The sequence below is a fragment of the Bacteroides fluxus YIT 12057 genome (assembly GCF_000195635.1).
GTDB lineage: Bacteria > Bacteroidota > Bacteroidia > Bacteroidales > Bacteroidaceae > Bacteroides > Bacteroides fluxus.
Genome location: NZ_GL882625.1, coordinates 1 through 26,396, shown reverse-complemented (window position 1 = coordinate 26,396; position 26,396 = coordinate 1). Strand labels below are relative to the sequence as shown.

Below are 26,396 nucleotides of genomic sequence, written 5' to 3'. Positions count from 1 at the left end.
AACAAAGTATGAGAATCTTGGTTACTTACGCCGTTCAGGGCGAATTTACGGAATTGAAGTTCCCCGGTCTGATAGGGGAGGAGGAAGTGCAGATAGGCTATCTCCGTACAGGAGTGGGAAAGGTGAAATCGGCCTTTTATCTTACAGAGGCCATTAACCATGCGCAGCCGGACCTGGTGGTGAATGCAGGCACGGCAGGTACTGTCAGCCACCGGGTGGGAGACATTTTTGTATGCCGTCATTTTATAGACCGCGATATGCAGAAACTGACCGATCTGGGAATGGAGTACGAGATTGATTCTGCCGGACTGCTGGTCGAGAAAGGTTATTGTCTGCATTGGCAGGGTGAGGGGATATGTAATACGGGAGACACCTTCCTGACGGAACTCTTGGATGTGCAGGGTGATGTGGTGGATATGGAAGCGTACGCGCAGGCAATGGTGTGCCGTGCCAAGAAAGTTCCGTTCATTTCCGTGAAGTACGTGACGGACATTATCGGGCAGAACTCCGTAAAGCATTGGGAAGACAAACTGGCCGACGCGAGGAGAGGATTGGGGGAATTCTTTGAGAGGCTGGGAGGAGCGGTTTAATTGAGTGTCTTGAATGACAGGATATGCCAGCTTACTCCCGCCGCCACGAGGAACATCACTACTTTCACCCATACCAGTGGTATGAGAAAGAAGATGCAGTAAATCATGGTTCCCCACATCAGCAGCAGGGAGATGATTTTGGCCCGCAGCGGGATGGCCTTGTTCTCACGGAAATTCCGGATATAGGGACCGAAGTGTTTGTGGTTCAGCAACCATTGGTACAGACGGGGCGAACCTCTGAAATAGAGGGCCGCCGTGAGCAGCAGAAAAGGAGTGGTAGGCAGCAGGGGCAGGAATATGCCGATGATGCCGAGTGCGAGCGAGACTGTTCCGAGGATGATGCAGATGGTTTTCATGCGGCAAATGTAGAAAAAATAATGATACAGATAATATGTATGCGAATAAAGTAAAGAAGGTGGTTGCCGTCCATGACCTTTCGGGGGTAGGACGGGTTTCTTTGACAGTGGTCATTCCCATTCTTTCGTCTATGGGGTTTCAAGTGTGTCCGTTGCCCACGGCGGTATTGTCCAGCCACACCCAGTATCCGGAGTTCTCTTTCCTTGACCTGACGGACGAGATGCCGAGGATTATTTCCGAATGGAAGAAGTTGGGAATACGGTTTGATGCTTTTTATACCGGTTATTTAGGCTCTTCCCGCCAAATACACATCGTTTCGGATTTCATCGATGATTTCCGCGGGTCGGACAACCTGGTTGTTGTGGATCCTGTGCTGGGAGATAACGGAAGGCTCTATACCAACTTTGACCGTGCAATGATTGATGAGATGAAGCATCTCATCACCAAGGCGGATGTCATTACTCCCAATTTGACGGAACTGTTCTATCTGCTGGATATACCTCATAAAGAACAGAATACGGACGAGGAATTGAAAGCGTATCTCCGTATGCTTTCCGACTGTGGCCCCGAAGTGGTAATCATTACCAGTGTTCCGGTCCTGGATGACCAACACAAGACCTCCGTGTATGCCTACAACCGGAACGGTGACCGTTATTGGAAAGTAACCTGCCCTTATCTGCCGGCTCATTATCCCGGTACGGGAGATACTTTTACCAGTGTCATCACCGGTGCCTTGCTGCAGGGAGATAGCCTGCCCATCGCGCTGGATCGTGCTACGCAGTTTATCCTGCAGGGGATTCGGGCCACTTTCGGCTATGAATACGATAACCGGGAAGGCATTCAGCTTGAGAAAGTACTGCATAATCTGGATATGCCTATTCAGGTATGCAGTTATGAATTGATTGGTTGATACTCTGTTAAAATCAACGGACTTACCCGTTTGATTTGCATGGTAAGTCCCGAGTTTTTTGTACTTTTGCTGCCGCATCGAGGTGACATTAGATGCGGCAACTCAATAACTATATATTAATTAGCGTATTAACAGTATGTACACAGTCATTAAACGCATGGAAGTGTCGGCAGCCCATAGCCTGCAGCTTTCCTATCGCAGCAAATGTGAGAATCTGCATGGTCACAATTGGATTATCACTGTCTATTGCCGTTCCAAGGAACTGAACGCAGATGGAATGGTCATCGATTTTAGCCGGATCAAACAGGTGGTGAAGGAGCAGCTGGACCATCGCAACCTGAATGAGGTTCTTCCTTTCAATCCTACCGCTGAGAACATTGCCCGCTGGATATGCGACCAGATACCTGCCTGTTTCAAGGTAGAGGTGCAGGAGTCCGAATCAAATATAGCCGTTTATGAGAAAGATTAACGAAATATTCTACAGCCTGCAGGGAGAAGGGTTTCATACGGGGACTCCGGCTGTTTTTATCCGTTTTTCCGGTTGTAATCTGAAATGTTCTTTTTGCGACACTCAGCATGAAGAAGGATGTTTGATGTCGGATGACGAGATTATGGAGGAGGTAGGGAAATATCCTGCCGCCACCGTGATTCTGACAGGCGGGGAACCCTCTCTCTGGATTGACGGTGAATTTGTTGACCGTCTGCACCGGGCAGGCAAGTACGTCTGTATCGAAACCAATGGTACGCGTTTATTGCCCGGCAATATAGACTGGGTGACTTGTTCGCCCAAGCAGGGAACCAGATTGGGGATTGCCCGCATGGATGAAGTGAAAGTGGTGTATGAGGGGCAAGATATTACTGGTTATGAACAATTGCCCGCCGCACATTTCTTTCTTCAACCTTGTTCTTGTAATAATATCGGAGAAACGGTGGATTGTGTGATGCGTCATCCCAAGTGGAGACTGAGTTTGCAGACGCATAAACTGATAGATATCCGATAAGGTACATTTGTCTTGGTTCCATTCATCAATGAAATGAGGCTTTGGGGGATGCGCTGCGTTTGACGGAGCAAAAAAATAAATAGCTGCAAGTGATTACTTACAGCTATTTATCGTTGCACGGGAGGAGAGGCTCGAACTCCCGACACCCGGTTTTGGAGACCGGTGCTCTACCAACTGAGCTACTCCCGTATTTGCGGCTGCAAAGGTAATGGAAACTTTTAAATATACAAGTAACTTGGACTTTAATTTTATACGGAAAGTTGCTTACAACATTTGTAAGTCCTGATACATAATGCGATATGCGGCGGCTTTTTTTTCCAAAGCCAGTGGATAAGCTCTCGATGAAGAGGGCATCCGGTAGAGACGCATGGGCTTGTTTTCGAATAGGAACTCCGTAAAATCACCCACTTTGGGCTTTTCAATGGAAAATTGTGCACAAAGGGTGTCGGTAGCCTTTTCGCCGGTAGTGACAATGGCTTGACACTGTGGCAGCTGGTGTAGCAGGGCTGGAATATCCGTAGGCTGCACCACCTCCAGGAATTTGTCCGAGGCATTGTCTTGCAAACGGCGGACGGCGGAAGCCGTATCGAACAGTGCGATACCTTTTTCTTGCAGGAAGCTTGCCAGCCTGTCTTTGCAGAAAGCTTTTTTTGTCTTTTCAACGAAATACTCCTTGTCATTGAAAAACAGGTATCCCACAATCCGCCACATGTCGTTGTTCCAGTTAGGGTAGTAAAATTCCATGGACCACCGTTTTTTTTGCGGCGGAAAACTCCCCAGCATCAGCAGGCGGGCATTGCCGGGGAGAAAAGGTTCTAAAGGATGCTGCTCTATTTCCATACTTCTCTGGTTCATTGTTGCGCCTGCAAAAGTACGGATTATTTTGGAAATGCTATCCGGCTATTTCCAGATTAGTCATTTTCTCGGTAATCCGGAAAGGAAAATCCGGATACTCGTAGAGACTGAAGCGGGATTCTGTTTGGCCTTCCGTGTAGTTCCAGATGGTGGCATATTCTTCCACATCTTCTCCCATGGCCTGTAACTGGCGCAGATAGGAGGCTATGGATTTGTTTTCCACGATATACACTTGCCCCAGCCGGTCTATGATGGGACTATGCCGGCGCGTGCCGTCATGGTCGAAGCACAGGATGCGCTTTCCATCGGGAGTGATGCCTACCGTACTGAAGGTCATGCTTTTGCCTATGGCGGGAAGGTTGAGCACATTGCGGTCGGTGGCAAGAAACGGCAAATGATGTGTTTTCAGGAAACGGCGTATGCAGGCAGCCGGGTCGGCAGCTTTTTCAAGCAGTACGGCCAGATTGTGTGCATCTTCTTTGGATAGTTTTCCAAAACGTTTCTCCTCCTGTTGCTCCTGTACGGAACGGCTGTTCGGGGCAAATACTGCGTTGTTTTCTTCAAAACCTTTTACGGAGAAAGTGTAGTAGCAGACTACTCCGAGTTGGTTGAGTATTTGGCGGAGCCGGGTGGTATGTCCCCGGCGGGAAGCAGCCACGTTATATACCAGCTGGTTGTCGATCAGCCAGCCTGCAGCCAACAGCTTGCGTATCCCTTCAGCGGCTTCGGGAGTCACTTCGAGCGGGGTCTGGAAGTGGGTCTGGATGATGAACTGCCGGATGCCGATGGTAGAGGCTTTCTCTTTAAACTCCCGCAGTATTTCCACTAGCTCGTCATTGATTCGCATGGGCAGATAGGCGGGGAGGCGTGAGCCGAGGCGGATGCGTTGCAATTCTGCGTATTTTTCTCCTTCGGGACGTTCAAGGTTCGCTTTCCGCTTGCGGGAAGCCATGCGGTAAACAGCATCCAGAATGTTGCGCAGCGTTTTGTTCTGGCTCATCAAGGCATCCCCGCCGGTGATAAGGATGTCGCGCAATTGTGCGTCTTCCTCAAAATAAGCCATCAGGCGGCGCAGTTTCTTTTCCCAGCTTTCTTTGGGTCTTAAAGTATCGAACTCAAAATTGAGCCGCTTGCTTTGAAAATCGTACATGCGCTGGCAGGATGCGCAGAGTCCTCCACAGGCACGTCCCATAGTGTCGGGGATGAGGATGGCGACTTCCGGATAGCGGCGGTGAATGTTGTGCCCGTCGGGCAGCAGCCAGCCGGCGGCATTGGGTTTGCCTTCTTCCACGGTATCTTCCCGTTCCCAGGCATGGATTTGCCCGTAGGTTTCCACCAATTGGGGGGAGTAGAGGATATAGCTGCGCAAGGCTTCATCGTCATATCCACTTCCGGTACAGTCCAACAGAGACAGATAATAGGGAGTGGCAAAGAAGGGCATGCCTTTCTTGCGTGCTTTGGATAGCAGATACATGGTTTCTGCGGAAAGGGAATTGCCAAGGAAGCGGTTCAGTTCTGCGGGACTCTTGACTGCCATGGAGAGATGGAAACGAAAGTCGTTCCACCATTCACCGACAAGACGGAATTTTTCTTCATAGCTGGTTCCTTCTTCAAAGCGGAAACGTGATGACGGATTCTTGCGGTGGTCTATTTTTTGTACCAGTGCGTGCAGAATCCGTTTTTTGTTTCCGGCGCGGATCTGTTGCACGTCTTCGTCCAGTCCGGTAGCCCAGCGTTCGGTCAGTGTTCTGACTTTTTGTGCGGAAGGCAGGACGGGTACGGGTTGCCGGAGGCGCTTGAACTGTTGGAACAAGTCGATGAATAGATCTGTTTCTGTTTCTTCTTCCCATTGTCCGGTCAGGAAGGAATGCAGCATTGATAAAGTGGATATGGGCAGTTGTTCTCCGGTGGAGAGCTCGTGTATTTCCTGCCCGTCAAATTCAATCAAAAGTCGAATTTGCTTACCGGCCTCGCTTTCCCTTTCCGGATGTCCGGCGATGTACTCCGAAAGGCGGGCCTTGAAAGCTTCTGTATGGTCGCTTTGTGCTGCGATGCTTACCAGTTCGGGAAGTTCGTGCCGATAAAGTTGTTCCAGTTGTGAGAGAGTGAGTGCAAGCATTTTCTTTTGTTTCATAAGCGTTTATATTTAAATTGTTTGCTAAATATAATAAAAAAAAGCGAAGAATTTCTTCCTCGCCCGCTTTCTTGCGAAATACTTTATAGTTCTTTTTCTTTTGGTAACAAAAACAACTTTTGACGTTGAAGTTGCAAGTTACGCCTTGCTTTCTTCTGTGTTTTTTTTCTTCGACTCTTTCTTTGCCAACATCACAATGTTATATACATACTCGGACATCCATTGTTCGGAGTATCCTAAACGTTCTTTATACTGGCGTACTGTCATGGCTGTTTTGTGCACGTCGTCTTTCTTCCAGACGGTTTTTGTGCAGACATCATGTACGGTCTTTTCCGTCATGCCGCGCAAGGCGCCTTTGAAGATGGAAGGCATGCGGAACTTCCATTGCATCAAATTGCCCATCAGCATCATCAAGTCGTTGGAGAAACCTTGGTACATGAAAAGATAGCCTTGTACGTCATTTTGTGTACGGCAATGCTTCTTGACCGATGCGTCGATTTCCTTGAAGAAATTTTCACTGATTCCATAGTCCTGCATCAGCATTTTGCGCGAGGCGCTTTTTTCTGCCTGTCCCAGACGTCCTCCCTGTGTAGGGATTTTGAACAGACGCTTGAAGTTGGCAACGTCAGGTACAAAGCGGATATTGGTAATTCCCAGATTAACGGCTATTACGGACTGGAAGTAAACGCGTGTCAGCGATACGAAGTCCTCTACATTCTTGGAAGAGATTTCTTCGCTGTTTTTGTTGAATAATTTGGTAAATAAACCCATATTAAATTGTGACTAATGAATTATAAATTATAAATTGCTTGGCAATTATGGTTGCAAAAGTACGAAATAAGTTGATTTACACCAACAATTGCCCGATTCTTAATTTATAATTTATGCCTCGACCCATGAGCCGCTTGAAAAGTAAACCTTTGCTTGCGTTTCGGTAAAAGGGAAACAGATATTCTTTATCCCGGTATTTTTTTATTGGAAAATAACCTTGCCGGACATATTGGTCTTACGGGAAAACACGGTTAGAGGAGAACTTGAGGTGCTTTGTAACCGGTCAGCCTTTCAGCCTGAAATGGAATTTATGTCCTTCGAACACAGGTTCTACGATGTCGTAACGGATAAACTTAGCCAACAGATGTTCTGCAGAACGGCGGGAAAGATGTGCCAGACGGCAGTAACGGTTTAATGATAACCGGTCGTTCTCTTCCAAAAGGTCAAGCAGTAACTGTTCCCGTTCAGTGTATTCCATCAACTCTCCTTTAGGGCTCACGCTTTGTTGCCACACGCGCAGGTGGACGGGAGTTGCCAGAATGTTTTCATCTTTAATACGGATATAGGCGAGGTATTTGCCTGTCTCGTCTTTGGCGTACACTGGCTTTTGTCTGCTTTCATCAATCTGTACCACGAGTATGCTGCGTCCTTCCGCTTGGTAAGTCTGCATGCTGTAACTCACTTCCGGACGGCAATACAGTTTGGCTGCCGCTTCTATCATATATTGTTCTTCATCCGAACGTACGCCGGCTATTTTCCCGTTATCCTTTACTCCGATGAGCAGCCTGCCCCCGTCGGTATTGGCAAAGGCGGAAAGAGTCTTGGCAATCTTTCTTGCATCAGAAATTTCAAATTTGAAATCCTGCTGCTGATGCTCTCCTTCAGCGATGAGAGCGTGTATATAATCGGTATTGGTAAGCGTTTTCATGTTTGCAAAAGTAGAGAAAAAACACGTATATGTCCTTTTTTATGCCCATTTTACGGAATATTTCAAAAAAAAAATCGTTTTTCTGCATTTATTTCAAGAAAGAATGTATTTTTGCCAGACATTATTAACGAAGTAATTAAAAAAGGATTATGAAAGAATTAGTTGAAAAAGTAGCTGCATTATATGCAGACTTCTCAAAAGATGCAAACGCTCAGTTAGAAAATGGTAACAAAGCAGCAGGAACTCGTGCCCGTAAGGCTTCTTTGGAAATTGAAAAAGTGATGAAAGAATTCCGTAAAGCATCTTTGGAAGCATCTAAGAAGTAAAAAAACAAAAGCATATCTCGTGCTGTGAAAGACTACCATGATTGGTGGTCTTTTTTTGTTGTTAGAAGTATTATTGCTACATTTGGCGCAAGTATATGGATGAAAATGTGCTCAATAAACTGAAGATACTGGCGGAGTCGGCGAAGTATGACGTCTCTTGTGCTTCCAGCGGTACAGTGCGCTCCAACAAGTCGGGCATGCTGGGCAATATCGTAGGCGGATGGGGCATTTGCCATAGCTTTGCCGAGGACGGGCGTTGCATCTCGCTGCTCAAGGTGATGCTTACCAACTATTGCATCTATGATTGTGCCTATTGCATCAACCGTCGCAGCAATGATCTTCCGCGGGCCACTCTTTCTGTCAGTGAGCTTGTGGACTTGACCATGGAATTCTACCGGCGCAATTATATAGAAGGACTGTTTCTCAGTAGCGGTGTGGTACGTAATCCGGATTATACTATGGAACGTCTTGTCCGGGTGGCCAAGGACTTGAGGACAATACACCGCTTCAACGGCTATATCCATCTTAAAAGTATTCCGGGAGCCAGTCGTGAACTGGTGAACGAGGCCGGGCTGTATGCGGACCGTCTCAGCGTGAATGTTGAAATTCCGAAGGAAGAAAATCTGAAGATGCTTGCACCCGAGAAAGACCATAAAAGCGTGTATGCTCCCATGAGGTATATCCAGCAAGGAGTACTGGAAAGTTCGGAAGAACGTAAGAAGCATCGTCATGCACCCCGTTTTGCCCCCGCCGGGCAAAGTACCCAGATGATAGTGGGGGCCACTGCGGAAACGGACAAGGATATTCTGTATCTCTCTTCTGCCCTTTATAAAGGACCGACAATGAGGAGGGTATATTATTCGGGCTATATCTCCGTGAATACATACGATACGCGCCTGCCCGCTTTGAAACAACCCCCGCTGGTGCGTGAGAACCGTCTTTACCAGGCTGATTGGCTGTTGCGGTTTTATGGATTCAAGGTAGAGGAGATAGTGGATGACGCTTATCCGGACCTTGATCTGGAACTGGATCCTAAACTGTCATGGGCTTTGCGCCATCCCGAACTGTTTCCGGTGGATGTGAACCGTGCCGATTATGAAGTGTTGCTTCGTGTGCCCGGTATCGGGGTAAAGTCTGCCCGGTTGATTGTGGCTTCCCGCCGTTTTTCAAAGATAGGATTCTATCAGCTGAAAAAGATTGGGGTTGTGATGAAGAAGGCACAATATTTCATTACTTGCAGTGAACTTCCGATGAAGACTGTAAACGAGATGACCCCTCAGGGGGTACGAAACCTGTTGCTGCCGAAACCTAAAAAGAAAATTGATGAACGACAATTGACGATTGATTTTGGAGAATGACCATCTTTCTATATGATAATACGTTCGAAGGATTGCTGACTTCTGTCTTTGAGGCTTATTCACGTCGCACTTTTCCGGATGCCTTGCTTCCGGTGGGAGAGCCGTTGCCCTTGTTTCATGATGAAGTCTTTACCGTAATGACCGATGAAGAAAAGTCGGGGCGCGTGTGGCGTGGGTTGCAAAAGAAACTTTCGTCATCTGCCTTGACTTGTCTGGCCCAGTGTTGGTTGGCTGAAGAAGAGGAAACCGCTTTGCTTTTGTTTCGTTACATCCGTAAAGCTATAGATGCTCCCCGTTCCATTGAGACAAACTTTTCCGATCCTGATGTACTGGCCTTTTCGCGTATGTGGAAGCGTGTGGATTGGGAACGTTTGCGCCTGCTTCAGTTTGTACGTTTTCAGAAAGCGGCGGACGGAACTTTTTTTGCTGCTGTGGAACCGGAAAAGAATGCTCTTCCTTTGGTTACAGGACATTTTAAGGATCGCTTTGCCGACCAACGATGGCTGATTTATGATATCAAACGTGCCTATGGGTATTATTATGACTTGAAGGAAGTACGTGAAGTGACTTTTGATGAAGATAGCCGTGAAGGGCATCTTGTTACCGGATTGCTGGACGAGAGTGTGATGGACAAGGATGAAAAGCTTTTCCAGTCTCTGTGGAAAACATATTTTAAGGCTATCTGCATTAAGGAACGGCTTAATCCCAGGAAGCACAGGCAGGATATGCCGGTGCGTTACTGGAAGTATATCACAGAGAAGCAGACAAACCGGAGCTAAAATCTCTTTTCTGTTTTAGTTGATTACCCACTTCTTGTTGTAGGGCACTGTCTTTTTGGGATTGTAGTGCATGCCTGCCTGTGTAGGTATCTTCAATATGTATGTACGTCCGCTTTTGTTCATTAGAGTGATGTCACGCAGCCACGGATTGGCGTCTTTGAGTTGGGCATAGGTGATACCTTTGCTTTTGGCGAATCGGGCCAGATTGTCTATGCCCGAGTTAACGCTGACTTCCGTGTAGGGAATTGGTGGATAGAGATGTTCGCGTTTCAGCAGGAACCCATATTGCTGCGGATTACTGATAACGGCTTTGGCTGCCAACAGACGGAACATATAGCGTGATGTCTCTTCCACCAGCCACAAATCGGCGGCCTGATCCACCATCTGTTTCTGCAATTGAGTGGAGATGCGGCCTTGCCCGGCATTATATGCGGCGGCCACGCAAAGCCAGTTGCCATACTTGGCATAGGCCTTTTTCAAATATTCGCAGGCTGCTTTTGTCTCTTTCTCTATGTGGTAACGTTCATCAATGTTGCTGTTCACTTCCAATCCGAATTCTCGCCCTGTGGCAGGCATGAACTGCCATAAGCCGGATGCGCCTGCAGGTGACTTGGCGAGAGGATTGAGATTACTTTCTATTACGGCCAGATATTTGAAGTCATCAGGCAGTCCGTTGGCTTTCAGTATGGGTTCTATGACGGGGAAATACCGATTGGCACGTTTCACGGTGAGCATGGTGGTGGAGTGCATATACGTGAAGGACATCAGTTCACGGTCCATGCGTTCACGGTGGTCGTAGCGCAACAAGTCTATTTCTTGTCCGGCAAAGGAGATTTTCTCCGGTACGGCGGGAGAGGTCACGCAGTAAGGCACTTCGGATTTTACCGAGTCACGTTCCGGGTCCAGGGTGCTGCTTCCGGCAAGGAAGGGTAGGGTGGAACCGGCGCATAAGGCGATGGCGGCTGTAACTGCTATGTGTTTTGAATTTCTTTTCATGTTGGGACTGTTTATGTTTTGTGGCGTGAAGATACGAAATCAATTCTTTATGGGCAACCTTTCCCATAACCATCGTGGAATCATCCGCCAGAAGAATACCAATATCCGGTAGCGTCCGTCAATGACGGCTATTCGCTTTTTCCGGTGTAAGGCATTGACTATGTGCCGTGCCACGCTATCTGCTTGCATCAGCATAGGGTACTTGCCGTTTCTTAATAGGTCGGTGGCAACAAAGCCCGGGCGGATATCCGTAAAGTGAATATTAAGATGCTGCATGCCCGATAATTGTGCCAATGCATCTATATAGGTGTTCTGGAACCGCTTGGTGGCAGAGTATGAGGGAGCAACTCCCAGGCCTTTGGTCCCTGCAATGGAACTGATGACGGCAATGTGTCCGCATCCTCTCTTTTTGAAATAGTTGAATGCGCAGGTTACCATACGGATAAATCCTTCCACATTGGTACGCGCCGTATCCAACTCTGTTTCCGGGTTCAAATCCCGGTTCTGGAAACCTACTCCGGAACTGAGGAGAAAAAGGTCCATATCTCCCAGTCTCTCTATCAACTGCTGTAATCGTGCGGGGGCATCCTCATCCGTTACATCTATTTGCTGTATATCAATTTGGGTGGGGGCACCGGTTTGCAGGGTCTTCAAAGCTTCTGTCCTTCTGCCGGCAATTCCTATGTGCCATCCTTGCTGTACCAGCAATTTGGCTACTTCTTTTCCTATGCCGGAGGTGGCGCCTACAATAATGGCATGTTTCATGGTAGAATTTGTTTTCTGTTTTTTCGTCAGGGTAGTGGAACAAGATTGCTCCATATTGGCATTAGTCATCATATTTGATAACAAGAACAACGCAAATATACGTTATTTTCAGATATATATGTGGTGACAGAAGCCAGAAATAAGAATAAATATGATTTTTTGAATGCGAAAAAGGTATGCCTGCGTTTTGCACTTGCTGGAATTAAAAGTATATTTGTTACCGTTTTTTACGTCTCGGAAAGAAAGGGTATGAAGACGGACGTATTGTCCGTTTCAGTGGAAACTGACGATACTTGTCGGGTATGGGACGGGATTCATTTATTAAATAATATCAAAAAATAATGGAAAAAGTGATTATCAACTCGTATGAGGATTTTGAAAAGCTGGTAGGCCGGCAAATTGGTGTTTCAGACTATGTGGAACTTCCGCAGGAGCGTATCAATCTTTTTGCCGATGCAACTTTGGATCACCAGTGGATTCATGTGGAACCGGAACGTGCTAAAGTGGAGAGCCCCTTTAAAAGTACCATAGCGCATGGATATCTGACTTTGTCTATGTTGCCTTACTTGTGGAACCAGATTATTGAGGTGAATAACCTGAAGATGATGATTAACTATGGCATGGATAAGATGAAATTCGGGCAGGCTGTATTATCCGGACAGAGTATCCGGCTTGTTGCAGAATTGCAGTCTCTGGCGAATTTGCGTGGAGTTGCCAAGGCGGAAATCAAGTTTGCCATCGAAATCCAGGGTGAGAAAAAGAAAGCGCTCGAAGGAGTGGCAATATTCCTTTATTATTTCAACTGATTATGCGTAAAATGTTATGCCCCCAATGTAAGGTGGGGGCATTTTTTGTGATGAACGAGCGTGGGGAACGCCTGCCTGTTTATGTCTCTGACAAAGGGGAGATTGTGCCAAAGGACGCAACAGCCTCGTTGGAGGGATATGATTTGAGTGAGGTTTACTGTTTTTCTTGTTCTTGGCACGGATCTCCCAAACGCTTAGTCAGATTCTGACACAGGCATTCTCTCCATAAGTGGCGGAATGCTGCGGCAGGATGATAAAACAACATTCGGGGCCCAGCATACCGCATTACTTCACGCATCCGTTCTTTCATTTCCGGTTTGTAGCAATGAATGGTGCAAAGTTTGCACGTGGATTTTTTTTCTCCGAAAGGACAGCGGGAAAGTCGTGCATGTGAATAGTCCAATAGTTCGCGACATTGGGGACATAGTTTCTTGTTGCCTTCTTTTTTCCGGCAATATAGCCGTATCATTTGCTCTACGGTTTGTTTTTCTTGTTCTATACGGGACATAAATTGCTATTCATTCACATGGAATGCAAATATAGAATTTTATTTTGATTGGAGCATCTTTTGTCGCCAATTGTGCAACATAAATGCTCGGTAGATATGTTTTCTGGTGTGAGTGTAAGGAATTTCATGATATTTGTTTTGGTTGAGTTCTCCGATTGATAACTTTCTGTTCTCTTTTTGTACTGTATCTCTGTTTGCTGTTTCGCCTTCAAGAAGCAAAGATAGTAAGAATACTTGTATAATTCCACCAACAGGTATGGATTCTTGTTTCCCCGGGAAACATTCTTTGGATTACTCTTGTTTAGCTACGGATAACAATAATCCGATACGATATGAGTAAATTGAAGTTTTCTTTTTTGATACTGATGCTGGCGGCGTCGGTTTCGGCCTTTGCCGATTGGGCTCCTGTCAACGTACAGGAAGCGCTTAAAAAAATGTATCCTGCGGCGAATGATATTGCCTGGTCGCAAGATGGATCCTATTATGTTGCGGATTTTATGAGGAACGGTTTCGATACAAGGGTATGGTTTGGCGCTAATGCCCAATGGGTGATGAAACAGACGGATTGGGCGACCATGGATGAAGTGCCTGCTGCTGTATATAACGCCTTTGCTGCCAGTGAATATTCCGGTGGTATGGTACAGAATGTAACGTGGGTTCAGTTTCCCGAATGGCAATCTATTGTAGCTGTAGAAGTCGGTATGGCGAACAGTCAGACTAAATATCAGATATTGTTTACTCCGGATGGTGGGATAATACGCGTTCGCAATGTGACTTATATGTATAATATCCTCGGTGCAAGTACATTCTTGTAAACAGGCCTGCCTATCTCCGGTCATGTTTTTGTTTGGAAAACGAAAATAAGTCGCACCTCGGCAGAATAAAATGAACTTGTTTATTTTATTCTGCCGAGGTTTGCGTTATCTTTGCCTTGAAAAATAAGATTTCATGGATAAGGATCTCTTTCAGAAGGAAGTTTATAATGTAGTTGCCGCCATCCCCCCGGGACGTGTGCTCACTTACGGGCAAATAGCTTATCTTTTGGGAAAACCTCAATATTCCCGTATGGTAGGGCATGCTTTGCGCAATGCATCTTCAGGCTTGGGGCTGCCTTGCCATAGGGTGGTGAACAGCCAGGGAAGATTGGTTCCTTTTTGGGAGGAACAGCGGGGATTACTGGAAAGTGAAGGTGTAAAGTTCCGCGGAAACGGGTGTGTGGACATGAAGGTGTCCCAATGGGAATTTATGAAAGAATAATCTTCTGTAGAAACAGACATGGTTTACTAAATATAATAGAATTATGAAATTTATAGGTGCACACGTATCAGCCGGCGGCGGAGTTGAACAGGCTCCCGGCAATGCTCACGAAATAGAGGCAAATGCATTCGCCCTCTTTACCAAGAACCAACGTCAGTGGGTGGCAAAGCCTCTGAGTGATATAAGTATCAGCCTTTTTAAGGAAAATTGCGAGAAGTACGGTTTCGACTCCCGCTATATCCTTCCTCATGACAGTTATCTGATAAATTTGGGGCATCCCGAAGAAGAAGGTCTGCAAAAAAGCCGTGCCGCTTTTCTGGATGAAATGCAGCGTTGTGAAGAACTGGGACTGAAACTGCTGAATTTTCATCCGGGCAGCCATCTGAATAAAATTTCTGTGGAAACATGTTTAGACCGGGTGGCAGAATCCATTAATATGACTTTAGCTAAGACCAAGGGTGTTACAGCAGTAATCGAGAATACTGCCGGTCAGGGGAGCAATGTAGGAAATGAGTTTTGGCAACTGAAGCATATCATTGACCGGGTAGAAGATAAATCGCGTGTGGGAGTCTGTCTTGATACTTGCCACACTTTTACTGCCGGTTATGATATCGTGAATGAATATGACAAAGTATTCGGAGAGTTTGATGCGACAGTCGGTTTCGGTTATCTGCGCGGCATACACCTGAATGATTCCAAGAAAACTATGGGCTCCAGGGTAGATCGTCATGACAGTATCGGAAAAGGGTTGATTGGTCTGGATTTCTTTAGACGTTTCATGCAGGATGAACGTTTCAATGACATGCCCGTTATTTTGGAAACACCCGATGAATCTCTTTGGGCAGAAGAAATTAAGTTATTGAGAAGCTTTGAATAGTAATTGGTGATTAGTGATTTGTCTTTTCATGCAGAACAGATAAGACAAATCACTAATCATGGATTATCAGTTATTTACTTTTACTTTGTCCCACTTGAAGTTTGAGATGATTTCCTTGTCGCATTTTCCGTCTTTTGCTCGGATATTCAGATTTTCGAAGGTAAAGTCTTTCAGCTGGTATTGGTCAGATCGGCTGACATTGAAGAATACATCACACTTGAAGTCAATATTGCGCATCGTCACATTGTTGGAATAGGACATTGGCATATCCTTACGGCCTTTCAAGTCAAAAAACTGAGTCCAAGGTTTGATATAGAGAAAGCTTTTGGCACTTCCCGTAATGTCTTCCACCAAAATATATTCGTAATGCTGGGGAGTATCCGGACGCATCTTCAGCCATAACAGGCGGCTGGCATTACTGATTTTGCAACGGCGTAGGATAATATTGCGGTTATAGACGGACTCGCTTCCGAACGTCAGTCCGCTATGGCAAAAACCGTATGTACAGTCTTCAATGATAATGTTGCTGTTTCCACCGTTGTTAGGGTCCTTGTCTGCCCAAGGTCCTTTGCCGCCTTTCAAGGCTACGGCATCATCGTTTACGGACATATAGCAGTTTTTTATCAATACATTCTTGCATACATCGAGGTCAACCGCATCGCTGCTCGGGGCCTTTACCGGAGCTGATGGAGCAAAAATGTGCAGGCCGAGCAGTTTTACATTGTTGCAACGATAAATGTGTGTTGTCCAAAAAGGAGAGTTGATAAAATGTACCCCTGAAAGCTGCACATCGTTACTGTTGGAAATGTAGATTAGCCGGGGACGCAGTTCATCCATATTGGTGCATTTGGGAATGACCTTGCGGCGTAGCCAGAATGATTTCCAGTAACGTTCTCCGTTGCCGTTAATGGTTCCTTTACCGGAAATAGTGAAGCCATCCACCCGGTCGGCATTGACCAACGCTGCAAAATATTTCAGACTTTGACCTTCGATGCGGGTATCTACAATCGCAAAGTTGCTGATGTCGTCACTGCCTTTCAGCATGGCGCCTTCTTCTAAATATAAATGTGTTCTCGGTTTGAAGAAAAGAGAACCGCTGAGGAAGGTACCTTTGGGGATAATAATGACACCACCTCCCTTTTGGGAAGCCAGGTCAATGACCGCTTGTATTTTTTCCGTTTGCAGGAGGGTACTGTCATTGACTGCACCGTAGTCGGTGATCCGGTATTTTCCTCCCAATGTCTCTATATTGACAATGTTGTTTTGTCTGAACCAATCGGGAATAGGAGTTCCGTCGGGAAACTTTTCCTGACCGAAGGTTTGTAAACTAATGAATACGGTGAATAGTAATGCGATGAATTTCATGTTGAAAAATTAAGTTTAAAATCAAGGATTGAATAATAATGCAAACATAGGAAACTTAGAGGAATGCCCTGCGGAAAGTGATGATTTTAATTCTGTATAAAATGACTTTTTCTTGTAGACGGGATTTTACGAACTAAAAAACAGGCTGATTTGTTGTTTTGTAAAAAAGTTGCAGTTATGAGAATAGGTATTAGTGGCGCTTCCGGATTTGTCGGGAAGAACTTGACGGACTACCTGGCAAAGTGCAAGCATCAGATTATTCCTTTGGGCAGGGGACCTTTGCGGGAAGATTCTTTTCAAGAGTTGGTAGAGATAATAGAAGATTGTGGTATCGTCATCAATCTCTCGGATGCTTCTATCAATCCGGGCTGTTTCGCGCCCTTAGGCTTTGAAAACGCACTCGATGCGGTTGCCGTCGGGATCTAAAACTACACTTTCAAAATATCCGTCTCCGGAAGTACGGGGTTCTCCCGCAATGGTATATCCTGCGGAGCGCAGCAATTCTGTCTGTTGAAGCACGGCCTCTTTGCTTTCAAACGAAAAAGCGAAGTGAGTGAGCCCTCGTCTGTTTTCCTCGATAGGAGTATTCCGGATATCGGTTCTACTCATTAATTCTAAATCCGTACCTCCTTCAAAACGGAGAAAATAGGATTCGAAGCCCTTTTTCGGGTTGATGTATTTTTCATTACTGATTCCCTTGAAGTAGCGGGTATAAAACTCTTTCATTTCTTCCAGTCGGAAAGTCCAGATAGCAATATGATGTATTTTCATAAGTAGGGTGTATTGAGTGTATATAAATCAAGTTTCCATTGCAAGTGTAGAATAGGAAAAGGTTTTCCTGTAGAGTCTGTCTCGTCACGGCCGACAATCTTGAAGCCTGAATGTTGGTAGAACAGACATGCCTGCTCATTTTGTTCGTTGACATCTACTTTGTGGATGTGCCTTTCGTGAAGGGCATAAGCCATCAACTGTTTTCCATATCCTTTGCCTTGTTCGTCGGGATGTACAAATAGCATTTCAATGAGTTCACCGCCTAATCCCATAAAGGCTGCTATCCTTTCTTCCTGGTTGCGGATGATATAAAGTTCTACGGTGGGGAAATACTGTTCCCGTATCAACGGTTTATAAAACAGGATGTCTTCTTCGGCCAGAAAATGATGGGTGCTCCGTACTGAGGCTTCCCATAGGGTAAGAAGCTCGTCATAATCTTGAGGGGTAGGTTGGGTTATTTCCATTTGTTGTTTTTGTATAGATGTTGTGTTTACTTTTAGAATCCGGCTTTTTTAGTCAGTTTGATTGTTTCGCCCGATATCGGATGTATGAATTCTATGGTTTCAGCGTGCAGGCAAAGCCTGTCTGCTTTTTTGCCATAGAGTTCATCGCCTATGATGGGGCAATGCAGCCCCAGTGGATGGGCTGTATGTATGCGTAGCTGATGTGTACGTCCGGTGTGCGGGTACAGGGAGATACGAGTGATGTTTCCTTTCCGTTCCAGTACTTCAAAATCCGTAATCGCCACTTTTCCGTGTTCTGTATTCACCATCTGCCGCGGACGGTCAAGGAGATTCGGGCAAAGTGGCAATTCTATGGTTCCTGTATTTTGTGGAACAATGCCGTCCAGCAAAGCGATGTATCGCTTTCTCACGGTCCGCTCCTTGAATTGTGCCTGTAGGTTTCGGTGTACTTGCTTGGTTTTGGCAATGATTAGTAAACCGGAAGTTGCCATGTCAAGGCGGTGTACAATCATAGGTCCCTCTGCATCGGGATATCGCTGGCGCATCAGGCTATAGACAGAAATGGCCTCTTCCTTGCCGGGAACAGAAAGCATGCCTGCAGGCTTATTGATTACTGCAAGCCATCGGTCTTCAAAGATAATCTCCAGTTCCTTGGGGATGAATCGCATGCTGCGTAACATCGGATTTTCTTCTACTTCCAATCCCTGCAGCATGTGCCGTAGTATGGGTTCGCACTTTCCTTTGCATGCAGGATAGTAATGGCCGTGATGGCGTATTTCAGTCTTGGGAGAAGCTCCCCACCAGAATTCTGCCATAGCAATCGGTCTCCAATGATGAAGGTAGGCTTGTTGCAGTAGTTTGGGAGCGGCACATTCACCGGCTCCGGCAGGTGGAGTTTTATGTGCGGTTTCTGCGAAGATTTCGCAAAGAGTTCTGGTCTCTCCCTTGTAATTCAGCATTTTGAATTGCCTGAATAGCTTTTGTTGAAGTGCGGCAGAGCGTTTTTTCCGTTCAGCTTTCAGTTGTTGTATTTCCTCTTCATGGAGAATAATCCGGCTTCTCATGGAGCTGATTTTCTCTTTCCAAGCACGTTCCATGCGTTTATATTCGGCTTTCTGGAACTGGCTTTCGCGTATCAGTGCGGCCTCTTCTTCCAAGGAGAGTGGAGAACTTTGCCTTTGTGCTTCCCGCCGTTGTTTGGCTGCCTTCATTTGCTGCCGTTCTTTGTTCAATGCGTTTTGCGCGTCCTGTTCCAATACTGACAGCTTTGTGACTGATTTTTGGAAATCCTTGTCTTCTTCCAGTTGCTTGATGCGGATATTGATTTGTGAAATCTGTTCTTCTCCGATCTTGAAGAATCCTTGCGGCTGTAACAGGTCATATACAGGCGGAACAAAGAACGGATGCATGTTGTTTCCGGCGAGGATGCCGGAGAAAGCGGCTAAATATCCGATTTCTCCTTGACTTGTCTGCACTATCAGTACGCCGAACATTTTGCCTTGTTCCAATTCATGTTTCCATTGCGTCTGCTGGTTGAGGTAGTCTTGTACTTCTTGGGCCGCCAGCTTGCAGAGCGGATGGGGCGTATAGCAGAAAGGGTAAGTGAACCTTTCCGGTAATGGAATGTCATTGATGGAAGTGGTGAACCGGTGTAACATAATGGCGCAAAGATAAACATTAAGTTTTAGGAATTACGGTTATTCAGTATAAATCATCTTTTTGGTCATGCCTCCGTCAACCGTGATGTTTTCTCCATTGATGAAATCATTTTCTTCTTGGCAAAGAAATACACAGATGCGGGCAATGTCCTCTGGCTTTCCCACTCGTCCGGAGGGGTGCTGTGCATGGTCTTCCAGGCGTAGTTGGCCGTAATCATGATTCTGTATCCAACCCGGTGAAATGGAATTCACCGTGATATGTTGCTTGGCAAGGGACATGGCGAGAGCGTGTGTCAATGAATAGATACCGCCTTTGGAGGCTGCGTATCCTTCGCTGTCGGGTTCACTCATCAGATAACGTGTGGAGCAAAGGTTGATGATTCTTCCGTATGGATTGGCGTTTGTCTGCTTTTTGCGGTGTACGGCCAGTGCATGCGACGTAATGAATACCGGACGCAGGTTGACCGACATTATTCTGTCAAAAGCTTCAACGTCTGTTTCCGTGAGCGGGGAGAATTCGCTGATACCTGCGTTGTTGATGATAACGTCAATATCTCCCCATTCGTTGAAGAGGCTCTGCATGCAATGTTCCAGTGCGTCTTTGTCACTGATATCGACGGGGTAGAATGCCGCTCCGGTTTCTTGGGCGGTTTGCTGCCCGGTGGTTTCGTTCATGTCACAAAAAGCCACCCGGCAACCGGTCCGGCAAAAAGCCTGTACGATAGCTTTGCCTATGCCCCCGGCTCCACCGGTGACGAAAATCCGTTTCGTTTGTGAAATCTGCACTGCGGCATCTTCCGGCTGCTTGGACTTGTTTTGGGGAACGGGTGACGCTTTTTTGTACTTACGTTCTCTTTCCCAAGCGGCCTTTCGTGCCTGGTATTGTTCCATCTGGTTTTCAAGATAGTTGTCTGCCATATCTGCTCTCTGTTTTTATTGTTCAATGTATTTCATGTATTCCTCATAACTGATGTGCCTGCCACCCATTGAGAGGAGATGGGGAGTTTCGAACTGGCAATCTATCATCACTCCGCCAAGTGACCGGAAAGTGGCGGCAAGATGTATCAGTGCCAGTTTTGAGGCATCGGATACCAACGAAAACATGCTTTCGCCGAAAAAACAACGCCCTAATGTCACTCCATAAAGTCCTCCTATGAGACGTTCTTTGTCCCATACCTCTACGCTGGCGGCAAATCCCTGCTCGTGCAGGCGGGTGTAGGCATCCATCATATCTTTGCCTAACCAGGCTCCTTCCATGTCGATGCGCAGATTGCCGCACGTCTGGATCACTTCGCGGAATGCCTGATTGAAAGTAAGCCTGTACTTTCCCTTGTTGATGAGGGTGCGCATGGAGTGAGAGATGTGGATTTCGTCTGGAAAGATCACAAAACGATCCATCGGACACCACCATTGGATCTGGTTCTCGCGAAAAGCATACCATGGGAATATGCCGTTGGAATAGGCGAGGATGAGCCGGTCGATGGAGAGGTCACCGCCTACTGCGAGCAATCCGTCTTCGTCTCCGTAGTGCGGGTCGGGGAATGCGAGCTTTTTTGTCAGTCTGAAAACCATTACCGTAGCTTTAGTTCGTTCTCTTCTATTTCTATACGGACTTTGCCTCCTGTTTTCAATGAACCGAACAGGATTTCGCGCATGAATAGCGGTTTCAGTCGCGAGGCGATGACGCGGTCTATTTCACGGGCACCGTATTCTTGGGTAACCCCTTGCTCCAACAGCCAGCTGTGTGCTTCGGGACTGAATTCCATTTCGACCTGGCGTGCAGCCAGCTTGCTGCGCAGTTCGCCGAGTTTCTTGTCGAGGATGCGTGTTGCCATCTGCCTGTCCATGTCGTGAAAGACTACTGTTGCCGATAGCCGGTTGATAAACTCCGGCTTGAAAGTTTTCTTTACCTGCTTCAACATGGCTTCTCCGGAACTAATCCGGCTATTGAAGCCTACAGATGCCTGGCGGGCGAATTGTGCTCCGGCATTGGAGGTCATGATAAGTATCACATGGCGGCAATCGGCTTTACGGCCTTTGTTGTCGGTCAGTATGGCATAATCCATTACTTGCAGCAGGATGTTGAAGACATCGGGATGCGCTTTCTCTATTTCATCGAGCAGCAATACACAGTTTGGGGTTTTACGGATGGCGTCAGTCAGAAGTCCGCCATCTTCGTAGCCTATATATCCGGCAGGGGAGCCAATGAGTTTTGCTACGGTATGCTTTTCAGTATATTCGCTCATGTCAAAACGCTGCAGGGCAATTCCCAGTTCTGTTGCAAGCACTTTGGCTACTTCTGTTTTACCTACTCCGGTCGGACCTACGAAAAGCAGGCTTGCCAGTGGCTTGTTTTCATCCATCAGTCCGGCTTTGGACATTTGCACGGCTTCCACAACTTGGCGTACAGCCTCGTCTTGTCCGTATATCTTGGCGCTGATGCGTGGATGCAGGGTCTCCAGCGAGGCAGTGTCTTCTTCTTTCAAGGCAAGGGTATCTACTTTGCAGATACGTGCCAGGACATCGGTAATCAAAGCCTTGTCCACAGTCTGTTTCTTTTTCCGTTTAATGGGGTGCATTACCCGGTAGGCTCCGGCTTCGTCTATCAAGTCAATGGCCTTGTCGGGCAGGAAACGGTCGTTGATGAATCGTGCGCTGGCTGAGACGGCGTAGGGAATCACACCGTCTTCGTAAACCACCCCATGAAAGGTTTCGTATTTTTCTTTCAGCCCCTCTATGATATGTACGGTTTCCTCAATGCTTGGTTCCAGGATGTCTATCTGCTGGAAACGGCGCACCATTCCTTTGCTTCCCGCAAAGTAGCGGTTGAACTCTTCGTAGGTCGTAGATCCGATAAAACGGATATCGCCAGTCTCCAGATAGGGTTTCAACAGGTTGGAGGCATCCATTGAACCGTCTCCCGTACGTCCGGCGCCGATCAGGTTGTGTATTTCGTCAATATAAATAATGGCACGGCCTTCGTTGCGTACGCCTTCCATGATGGTTTTCAGTCGTTTCTCAAAGTCTCCCCGGTACTGCGTTCCGGCAAGCAGACTGCCCAAGTCGAGTTCGTATATGCGGCAACCCGCCAGACGTTCGGGAACATTGTCCGCCTCTATCCGGGCGGCAAGTCCGTAGGCAAGGGCGGTCTTGCCCACTCCGGGTTCACCTATGTGCAGAGGGTTGTTCTTTTCTTTGCGGCAGAGTACCTGGACCGTTCTCTCCAGTTCAGCTTCACGGCCTATAAGCGGATTATGATTTTCCAGGATATCGTTGAGGCAGGTTACGTAGTTGCGCCAAGGTTCGCTTTGCTCTTGTATGGAGGAAGTGGCGGCCCCGTCCGGTTCGGCATCTTCATAATCGGAAATCAGTGAACTTATAAAATCGGGTATCTCGTGGCTTACGGCATCTTTCAGTAAATAGCATGCCAGGGAGTCTTCCAGTTGGAGCATACCTTGCACGAGGTGGGGAACATCCAGTTCCTCGGCACCGGAGTAGTCGGTCATCAAGTAGGCATGTTGCAGAAGCTCATTGAGTTGGGCGGATATCTCCAGTTCATATTCCATTTCTTGGGGAACACTTTCCATTTCCGTCCGGAGGTAATTCTCAATGCTGAGGGAAAAACTGTGAATGTCGAAGCAGAATTCTCCCAAGGCATTTACGAAAGGTGTTTGCTCCATAAATGCACTCAGCAGGTGTTCCGGGGTAACGAATTCGTGCCGGTACTGCATTGCCTTATGCTGTGCGGAAGTAAAAGCACGATTCACAGCTTCTGTATTTTTTATATTCATATTCTTCTTTATTTTTTTATTCTTTCTCCGGAGTCACTGTGAGCCGGAGCGGGAAACCTTCATTACGTGCCATGCGTGTGGCTTTCTGAACTTTAGACTGGGCGATGTCATACGGATAGATACCTACCACGGCCGATTGGCTCTCGTGTACTTTCATCATCAAAGCCTCGGCTTCGGCAGTTGACTTGAAGAATACAGCGGTAAGTATTTTCACTACAAATTCCATGGTAGTAAAATCATCGTTGTAGATAGTCACCTTGAAACGCCGTGGCTCGCGGAGGTCTGTACGTTCTCTTTCTTTATAGGAGGATTGTTGCTGTTCCATTGCTTGTTTTTTTGCTGTCCAATTGATAAACTTGCCGTTTATGGAAGTCGCTCAGTCACCGTTGTGTCTGTAACGAGAATTCCTGCCAGTCGTATTCTTGACCGTATTCGTCGGCTACGGCAATATGTATGATTATTTCTCCGGTCTTTATCCGTTCTCCGGCATTGATGTTGGCGGTATATTTCACTCCATTGTGCGGGGTTATCTGTTCTATCATGACGGAAGGTGAAATATAGATACGCTTCATTCCTGTTGTTTCTGCTACTATGGGAACCACGTTATAAGCCGTTTGAGCGCCTTCATTGATAATTTCAAAGATAACTTTACTGCTTTCTCCGGAACTGATTATATGATTGCGGTCGGCATCAATAAAGCGTATGTTCCGTATCTTCAGACAGTCGGTTGCCGAGGGCGCTTTCTGTGCTTCGGAGCAGGTAGGGTAAGGCTGGGTTCTCTCTACCCGATAGCTGTATTCTTCGGGTTGTTTCGGAGCCGTTGCGGCATTGCCGATGGCTGCTCCTGCAACGGTTCCGATGATTGTCCCGATGGCAGAACCCCGGTAGCCGCCTCTCCATCCTCCGTTACTGTCGCCTATCAGTCCACCGATGGCACCGCCTATATTGCCTCCGATGGCAGCTCCGGTGAATATGGCTCCGGAGTCGCCCGATGCCATCCGACCGGTGCCGCAGCTGCTGCAGACGATGGCTAATGCCAGAATTCCTATAAAAGTCTTTTTCATCTTATATTCTCCTTCTCGTTTAATTGGGGTATGGTTATTGGAGCAACAAGCTCCGGGTAGCCGGTCTTTCCGGAAAGATTACTGTCCGTTGGATTTACTTGTATTTGGCCTTAATCTCCGGCAATGCCTTTTGTATGTCATTGATGCGGCGGGAGTCGCTTGGGTGTGTACTCATCAGTTCGGGCACTTTGGCTGTTGTCCCTGCCGACATCTTTTGCCAGAACTTGACGGCTACATCCGGATTATAGCCTGCCATGCGCATAAAGATGAGTCCCATATAATCTGCCTCTGATTCGTGCTTTCGAGAGAAAGGCAGCATTACTCCGTATTGTGCGCCTACACCATATACTTGCTTGGCAATGGTCTGCATGGCGGTGCTTTTTTGCGAGAGCGACTGATTCAGTATCTGTGCTCCATATTGCGCCAGTATCTGTTGGCTCATGCGCTCATTGCTGTGCTTGGCTACGGCATGTGCCACTTCATGTCCGATAACTACCGCCAGTTCATCGTCTGAAGAGACCAGCTTCATCAGTCCTTCATATACCACGATTTTTCCACCGGGCATGCAGAAGGCGTTTATCTGGTTATCCTTCACTAAATTGAATTCCCATGAGAAGTTTTTCACTTCATCGGCCAGTCCGTCCTGTTTCAGATATTGTTCGGTGGCTGCCGCAATTCTTCTCCCCACACGTGTCACCATCGCCGATTGTGTTGCAGAGCCTGACTTGGGAGCGCTCTTTATATAGTCCTTATACTGGGTCAGGCTGGAGGTCAATACTTCCTGGTCCGAAACCAAAAGAATCTGTTTCCGTCCGGTGACGGGCACAGAACCGCATCCTGCCAACATGAGCAGGAAGGCGGTCAATACGGCAATTTGTTTCTTCATATCATTTTGACTTTGCTGTTTTATGATACAAAGGTAGGGAAAGAATTGGAAAGGTTCTTCTTTATATTTTGAATTTATGTTATCGATTGTAGTGAACAAAATGTTTCCCTTAGTCAAATATCTTGTTTCCTTTAGCTAAACATGTTGTTTCCCTTAACCCTTGGGCACGAAGTTGCCAGAAGGCCACGGCAGACGCTGCGGCTACATTGAGCGAGTCAACGCCGTGTGACATGGGGATACGGACTACATAATCAGCTTCGGTAATTGTTTCGTGCGGTAGCCCGTCGCCTTCGGTACCCATTACGATGGCGAGTTTGGGCTCTGCCGTCAGAACCGGATCGTCGATAGAGATGGAATGGTCGCTGAGTGCCATGGCTGCCGTACGGAAGCCATATTTGTTCAGCCCGCTTAAAGAACCGTCCAGCCAAGTCCAGGGCAGGAGGAAGACGGAACCCATGGATACTCTGACCGCACGCCGGTTCAGCGGGTCGCAGGAGTTACGTGTCAGTAATACCGCATCTATTCCAAGGGCGGCAGCCGAACGGAAGATGGCTCCGATATTGGTGGTGTCCACCACACCGTCAATAACTACGATACGCCGGGCTTCCCGGCATACCTCTTCCACGCTTGGCAACATGCGCCGGCGCATGGCGCAAAGTACACCACGGGTCAGTACATATCCGGTCAGGGTGGCCAGCAGTTTCCTGCTGCCTGTATAAACGGGGATGTCACCACAACTTTTGATAATGTCGGCTGCATCTCCGGTGATGTGGTTGTGTTCGCACAAGAGTGCCAATGGTTCGTAGCCGGCGTTCAAGGCTACTTTGATGACTTTGGGACTTTCGGCGATGAATATTCCTCTGGAGGGCTCAAGGCGGTTGCGCAGCTGGGCTTCGGTCAGAGTGCTGAATACTTCTGCTCCGGGATGGGTCAGGGAAGATATTTCTATGATAGGCATATTTTTAATGTTTCAATATTGGTTTGGACATGAATGTTCTATGTAATGGATACAAAGTTAGAGAATTTTGTGGGAATTCAGCTTAAAAGTCCTTGTTCCCGCGCATGCTGCTCTTTTTCGTGCATACATTCCATGAATGGGATTTTTAGGAAATTCATGTTTGCATATTGGTTCGCTTTGTATATATTCCTTAATTCCGCAACACTATTATAAATATAACT

At 46.9% G+C, this 26,396-nt stretch carries 32 protein-coding genes and 1 tRNA gene; 13 read left to right on the top strand and 20 right to left on the bottom strand.

Translation table 11 applies throughout. The features are described 5' to 3' along the window. Positions 1–8: 8 nt before the first annotated feature. On the top strand, positions 9–590 hold the full coding sequence (locus HMPREF9446_RS07045; RefSeq protein WP_009124871.1) for a 5'-methylthioadenosine/S-adenosylhomocysteine nucleosidase family protein: 582 nt from the start codon (positions 9–11) through the stop codon (positions 588–590). Here HMPREF9446_RS07045 and HMPREF9446_RS07040 read toward each other — a convergent pair. Beyond that, complete coding sequence (locus tag HMPREF9446_RS07040) at positions 587–946, bottom strand: YbaN family protein (RefSeq protein WP_009124870.1); 360 nt, start codon at positions 944–946, stop codon at positions 587–589. The genes HMPREF9446_RS07045 and HMPREF9446_RS07040 overlap by 4 nt on opposite strands. 35 nt (positions 947–981) lie before the next feature. Here HMPREF9446_RS07040 and HMPREF9446_RS07035 point away from each other — a divergent pair, with 35 nt between their 5' ends. From HMPREF9446_RS07035 to HMPREF9446_RS07025, 3 genes are all read left to right on the top strand, one after another. Then, positions 982–1,857, top strand: coding sequence for a pyridoxamine kinase (locus tag HMPREF9446_RS07035; protein ID WP_009124869.1), 876 nt, complete (start codon positions 982–984; stop codon positions 1,855–1,857). 136 nt (positions 1,858–1,993) lie between these two features. Beyond that, entirely contained in the window at positions 1,994–2,326 is a 333-nt protein-coding gene (gene queD / locus HMPREF9446_RS07030) for a 6-carboxytetrahydropterin synthase QueD (protein ID WP_009124868.1), read from the top strand. Next, positions 2,313–2,858 (top strand): 7-carboxy-7-deazaguanine synthase QueE, encoded by a 546-nt coding sequence (locus HMPREF9446_RS07025; protein WP_009124867.1) that lies wholly within the window; start codon positions 2,313–2,315, stop codon positions 2,856–2,858. Before queD ends, HMPREF9446_RS07025 begins: the two co-directional genes overlap by 14 nt. Positions 2,859–2,974: 116 nt before the next feature. Here HMPREF9446_RS07025 and HMPREF9446_RS07020 read toward each other — a convergent pair. The 5 genes from HMPREF9446_RS07020 to HMPREF9446_RS07000 all read right to left on the bottom strand — a co-directional run bounded on the left by HMPREF9446_RS07020 (position 2,975) and on the right by HMPREF9446_RS07000 (position 7,546). Then, positions 2,975–3,047, bottom strand: a tRNA-Trp gene (locus HMPREF9446_RS07020). A gap of 75 nt (positions 3,048–3,122) precedes the next feature. After that, positions 3,123–3,698, bottom strand: a complete 576-nt coding sequence (locus HMPREF9446_RS07015) for a uracil-DNA glycosylase family protein (protein WP_039968774.1) — start codon at positions 3,696–3,698, stop codon at positions 3,123–3,125. A gap of 52 nt (positions 3,699–3,750) precedes the next feature. Then, positions 3,751–5,847, bottom strand: coding sequence for a KamA family radical SAM protein (locus HMPREF9446_RS07010; protein ID WP_009124865.1), 2,097 nt, complete (start codon positions 5,845–5,847; stop codon positions 3,751–3,753). Between the two features lie 138 nt (positions 5,848–5,985). Next, on the bottom strand, positions 5,986–6,618 hold the full coding sequence (locus HMPREF9446_RS07005) for a hypothetical protein (RefSeq protein WP_009124864.1): 633 nt from the start codon (positions 6,616–6,618) through the stop codon (positions 5,986–5,988). Positions 6,619–6,901: 283 nt separating this feature from the next. After that, positions 6,902–7,546 (bottom strand): AlbA family DNA-binding domain-containing protein, encoded by a 645-nt coding sequence (locus HMPREF9446_RS07000; RefSeq protein WP_009124862.1) that lies wholly within the window; start codon positions 7,544–7,546, stop codon positions 6,902–6,904. Between the two features lie 149 nt (positions 7,547–7,695). Between HMPREF9446_RS07000 and HMPREF9446_RS06995 the strand changes: the two genes are divergently transcribed. The 3 genes from HMPREF9446_RS06995 to HMPREF9446_RS06985 all read left to right on the top strand — a co-directional run bounded on the left by HMPREF9446_RS06995 (position 7,696) and on the right by HMPREF9446_RS06985 (position 10,009). Then, positions 7,696–7,872 carry a histone H1 gene (locus HMPREF9446_RS06995; protein WP_009124861.1) on the top strand — a complete coding sequence of 59 codons (177 nt, stop codon included), beginning with the start codon at positions 7,696–7,698 and terminating at the stop codon, positions 7,870–7,872. Positions 7,873–7,967: 95 nt separating this feature from the next. Then, positions 7,968–9,230: a putative DNA modification/repair radical SAM protein gene (locus tag HMPREF9446_RS06990; protein ID WP_039968747.1), complete on the top strand. Its 1,263-nt coding sequence runs from the start codon at positions 7,968–7,970 to the stop codon at positions 9,228–9,230. Next, positions 9,227–10,009: a TIGR03915 family putative DNA repair protein gene (locus HMPREF9446_RS06985; protein WP_009124858.1), complete on the top strand. Its 783-nt coding sequence runs from the start codon at positions 9,227–9,229 to the stop codon at positions 10,007–10,009. Before HMPREF9446_RS06990 ends, HMPREF9446_RS06985 begins: the two co-directional genes overlap by 4 nt. Positions 10,010–10,024: 15 nt before the next feature. Here HMPREF9446_RS06985 and HMPREF9446_RS06980 read toward each other — a convergent pair whose 3' ends face one another. Both HMPREF9446_RS06980 and HMPREF9446_RS06975 read right to left on the bottom strand, forming a co-directional pair. Then, on the bottom strand, positions 10,025–11,005 hold the full coding sequence (locus HMPREF9446_RS06980) for a lytic transglycosylase domain-containing protein (protein ID WP_009124857.1): 981 nt from the start codon (positions 11,003–11,005) through the stop codon (positions 10,025–10,027). Between the two features lie 39 nt (positions 11,006–11,044). Continuing rightward, positions 11,045–11,770, bottom strand: coding sequence for an SDR family NAD(P)-dependent oxidoreductase (locus tag HMPREF9446_RS06975; RefSeq protein ID WP_039968773.1), 726 nt, complete (start codon positions 11,768–11,770; stop codon positions 11,045–11,047). A 341-nt stretch (positions 11,771–12,111) separates the two neighbouring features. Here HMPREF9446_RS06975 and HMPREF9446_RS06965 point away from each other — a divergent pair, with 341 nt between their 5' ends. Both HMPREF9446_RS06965 and HMPREF9446_RS19070 read left to right on the top strand, forming a co-directional pair. Beyond that, positions 12,112–12,576 carry a MaoC family dehydratase gene (locus tag HMPREF9446_RS06965; RefSeq protein WP_009124854.1) on the top strand — a complete coding sequence of 155 codons (465 nt, stop codon included), beginning with the start codon at positions 12,112–12,114 and terminating at the stop codon, positions 12,574–12,576. 2 nt (positions 12,577–12,578) lie between these two features. Next, positions 12,579–12,785 (top strand): hypothetical protein, encoded by a 207-nt coding sequence (locus tag HMPREF9446_RS19070; protein WP_087943552.1) that lies wholly within the window; start codon positions 12,579–12,581, stop codon positions 12,783–12,785. Here HMPREF9446_RS19070 and HMPREF9446_RS06960 read toward each other — a convergent pair. Continuing rightward, complete coding sequence (locus HMPREF9446_RS06960; RefSeq protein WP_009124853.1) at positions 12,731–13,084, bottom strand: nitrous oxide-stimulated promoter family protein; 354 nt, start codon at positions 13,082–13,084, stop codon at positions 12,731–12,733. The two genes, HMPREF9446_RS19070 and HMPREF9446_RS06960, sit on opposite strands and share 55 nt — an antisense overlap. 332 nt (positions 13,085–13,416) lie before the next feature. Between HMPREF9446_RS06960 and HMPREF9446_RS06955 the strand changes: the two genes are divergently transcribed. From HMPREF9446_RS06955 to nfo, 3 genes are all read left to right on the top strand, one after another. Then, a complete protein-coding gene (locus HMPREF9446_RS06955; RefSeq protein WP_009124851.1) occupies positions 13,417–13,899 on the top strand; it encodes a PepSY-like domain-containing protein in 483 nt (160 codons plus the stop codon). A 133-nt stretch (positions 13,900–14,032) separates the two neighbouring features. Then, positions 14,033–14,341, top strand: a complete 309-nt coding sequence (locus HMPREF9446_RS06950) for an MGMT family protein (protein WP_009124850.1) — start codon at positions 14,033–14,035, stop codon at positions 14,339–14,341. 43 nt (positions 14,342–14,384) lie between these two features. Then, the gene (nfo, locus tag HMPREF9446_RS06945) at positions 14,385–15,218 is read left to right on the top strand and encodes a deoxyribonuclease IV (protein WP_009124849.1); all 834 of its coding nucleotides are present in this window, start codon (positions 14,385–14,387) and stop codon (positions 15,216–15,218) included. 66 nt (positions 15,219–15,284) lie between these two features. Here the strand turns inward: nfo and HMPREF9446_RS06940 are convergent, their stop codons facing one another. Beyond that, positions 15,285–16,583 (bottom strand): rhamnogalacturonidase, encoded by a 1,299-nt coding sequence (locus HMPREF9446_RS06940; protein ID WP_009124848.1) that lies wholly within the window; start codon positions 16,581–16,583, stop codon positions 15,285–15,287. 177 nt (positions 16,584–16,760) lie between these two features. On the opposite strand from HMPREF9446_RS06940, the gene HMPREF9446_RS18670 reads away from it, so the two are divergent. Then, positions 16,761–17,009 carry a Rossmann-fold NAD(P)-binding domain-containing protein gene (locus HMPREF9446_RS18670; RefSeq protein ID WP_148345755.1) on the top strand — a complete coding sequence of 83 codons (249 nt, stop codon included), beginning with the start codon at positions 16,761–16,763 and terminating at the stop codon, positions 17,007–17,009. On the opposite strand, the gene HMPREF9446_RS06935 is transcribed toward HMPREF9446_RS18670, so the two are convergent. The 10 genes from HMPREF9446_RS06935 to HMPREF9446_RS06890 all read right to left on the bottom strand — a co-directional run bounded on the left by HMPREF9446_RS06935 (position 16,965) and on the right by HMPREF9446_RS06890 (position 26,175). After that, entirely contained in the window at positions 16,965–17,354 is a 390-nt protein-coding gene (locus tag HMPREF9446_RS06935; protein WP_009124847.1) for a VOC family protein, read from the bottom strand. The two genes, HMPREF9446_RS18670 and HMPREF9446_RS06935, sit on opposite strands and share 45 nt — an antisense overlap. Further along, entirely contained in the window at positions 17,351–17,818 is a 468-nt protein-coding gene (locus HMPREF9446_RS06930; protein ID WP_009124846.1) for a GNAT family N-acetyltransferase, read from the bottom strand. Before HMPREF9446_RS06930 ends, HMPREF9446_RS06935 begins: the two co-directional genes overlap by 4 nt. A gap of 32 nt (positions 17,819–17,850) precedes the next feature. Then, on the bottom strand, positions 17,851–19,476 hold the full coding sequence (locus tag HMPREF9446_RS06925) for an RluA family pseudouridine synthase (protein WP_009124845.1): 1,626 nt from the start codon (positions 19,474–19,476) through the stop codon (positions 17,851–17,853). A gap of 39 nt (positions 19,477–19,515) precedes the next feature. After that, positions 19,516–20,394 carry an SDR family NAD(P)-dependent oxidoreductase gene (locus tag HMPREF9446_RS06920; RefSeq protein ID WP_009124844.1) on the bottom strand — a complete coding sequence of 293 codons (879 nt, stop codon included), beginning with the start codon at positions 20,392–20,394 and terminating at the stop codon, positions 19,516–19,518. A 15-nt stretch (positions 20,395–20,409) separates the two neighbouring features. Then, positions 20,410–21,048 carry a leucyl/phenylalanyl-tRNA--protein transferase gene (gene aat, locus HMPREF9446_RS06915; protein WP_009124843.1) on the bottom strand — a complete coding sequence of 213 codons (639 nt, stop codon included), beginning with the start codon at positions 21,046–21,048 and terminating at the stop codon, positions 20,410–20,412. Beyond that, complete coding sequence (locus HMPREF9446_RS06910) at positions 21,048–23,267, bottom strand: AAA family ATPase (RefSeq protein WP_009124841.1); 2,220 nt, start codon at positions 23,265–23,267, stop codon at positions 21,048–21,050. Before HMPREF9446_RS06910 ends, aat begins: the two co-directional genes overlap by 1 nt. Before the next feature lie 16 nt (positions 23,268–23,283). Continuing rightward, complete coding sequence (locus HMPREF9446_RS06905) at positions 23,284–23,592, bottom strand: ATP-dependent Clp protease adaptor ClpS (protein ID WP_009124840.1); 309 nt, start codon at positions 23,590–23,592, stop codon at positions 23,284–23,286. Positions 23,593–23,647: 55 nt separating this feature from the next. Beyond that, the gene (locus tag HMPREF9446_RS06900; RefSeq protein ID WP_009124838.1) at positions 23,648–24,331 is read right to left on the bottom strand and encodes a glycine zipper domain-containing protein; all 684 of its coding nucleotides are present in this window, start codon (positions 24,329–24,331) and stop codon (positions 23,648–23,650) included. Between the two features lie 94 nt (positions 24,332–24,425). Next, complete coding sequence (locus HMPREF9446_RS06895; protein WP_039968770.1) at positions 24,426–25,217, bottom strand: M48 family metallopeptidase; 792 nt, start codon at positions 25,215–25,217, stop codon at positions 24,426–24,428. 109 nt (positions 25,218–25,326) lie between these two features. After that, positions 25,327–26,175: a TrmH family RNA methyltransferase gene (locus HMPREF9446_RS06890; RefSeq protein ID WP_009124834.1), complete on the bottom strand. Its 849-nt coding sequence runs from the start codon at positions 26,173–26,175 to the stop codon at positions 25,327–25,329. Between the last annotated feature and the right edge of the window lie 221 nt (positions 26,176–26,396).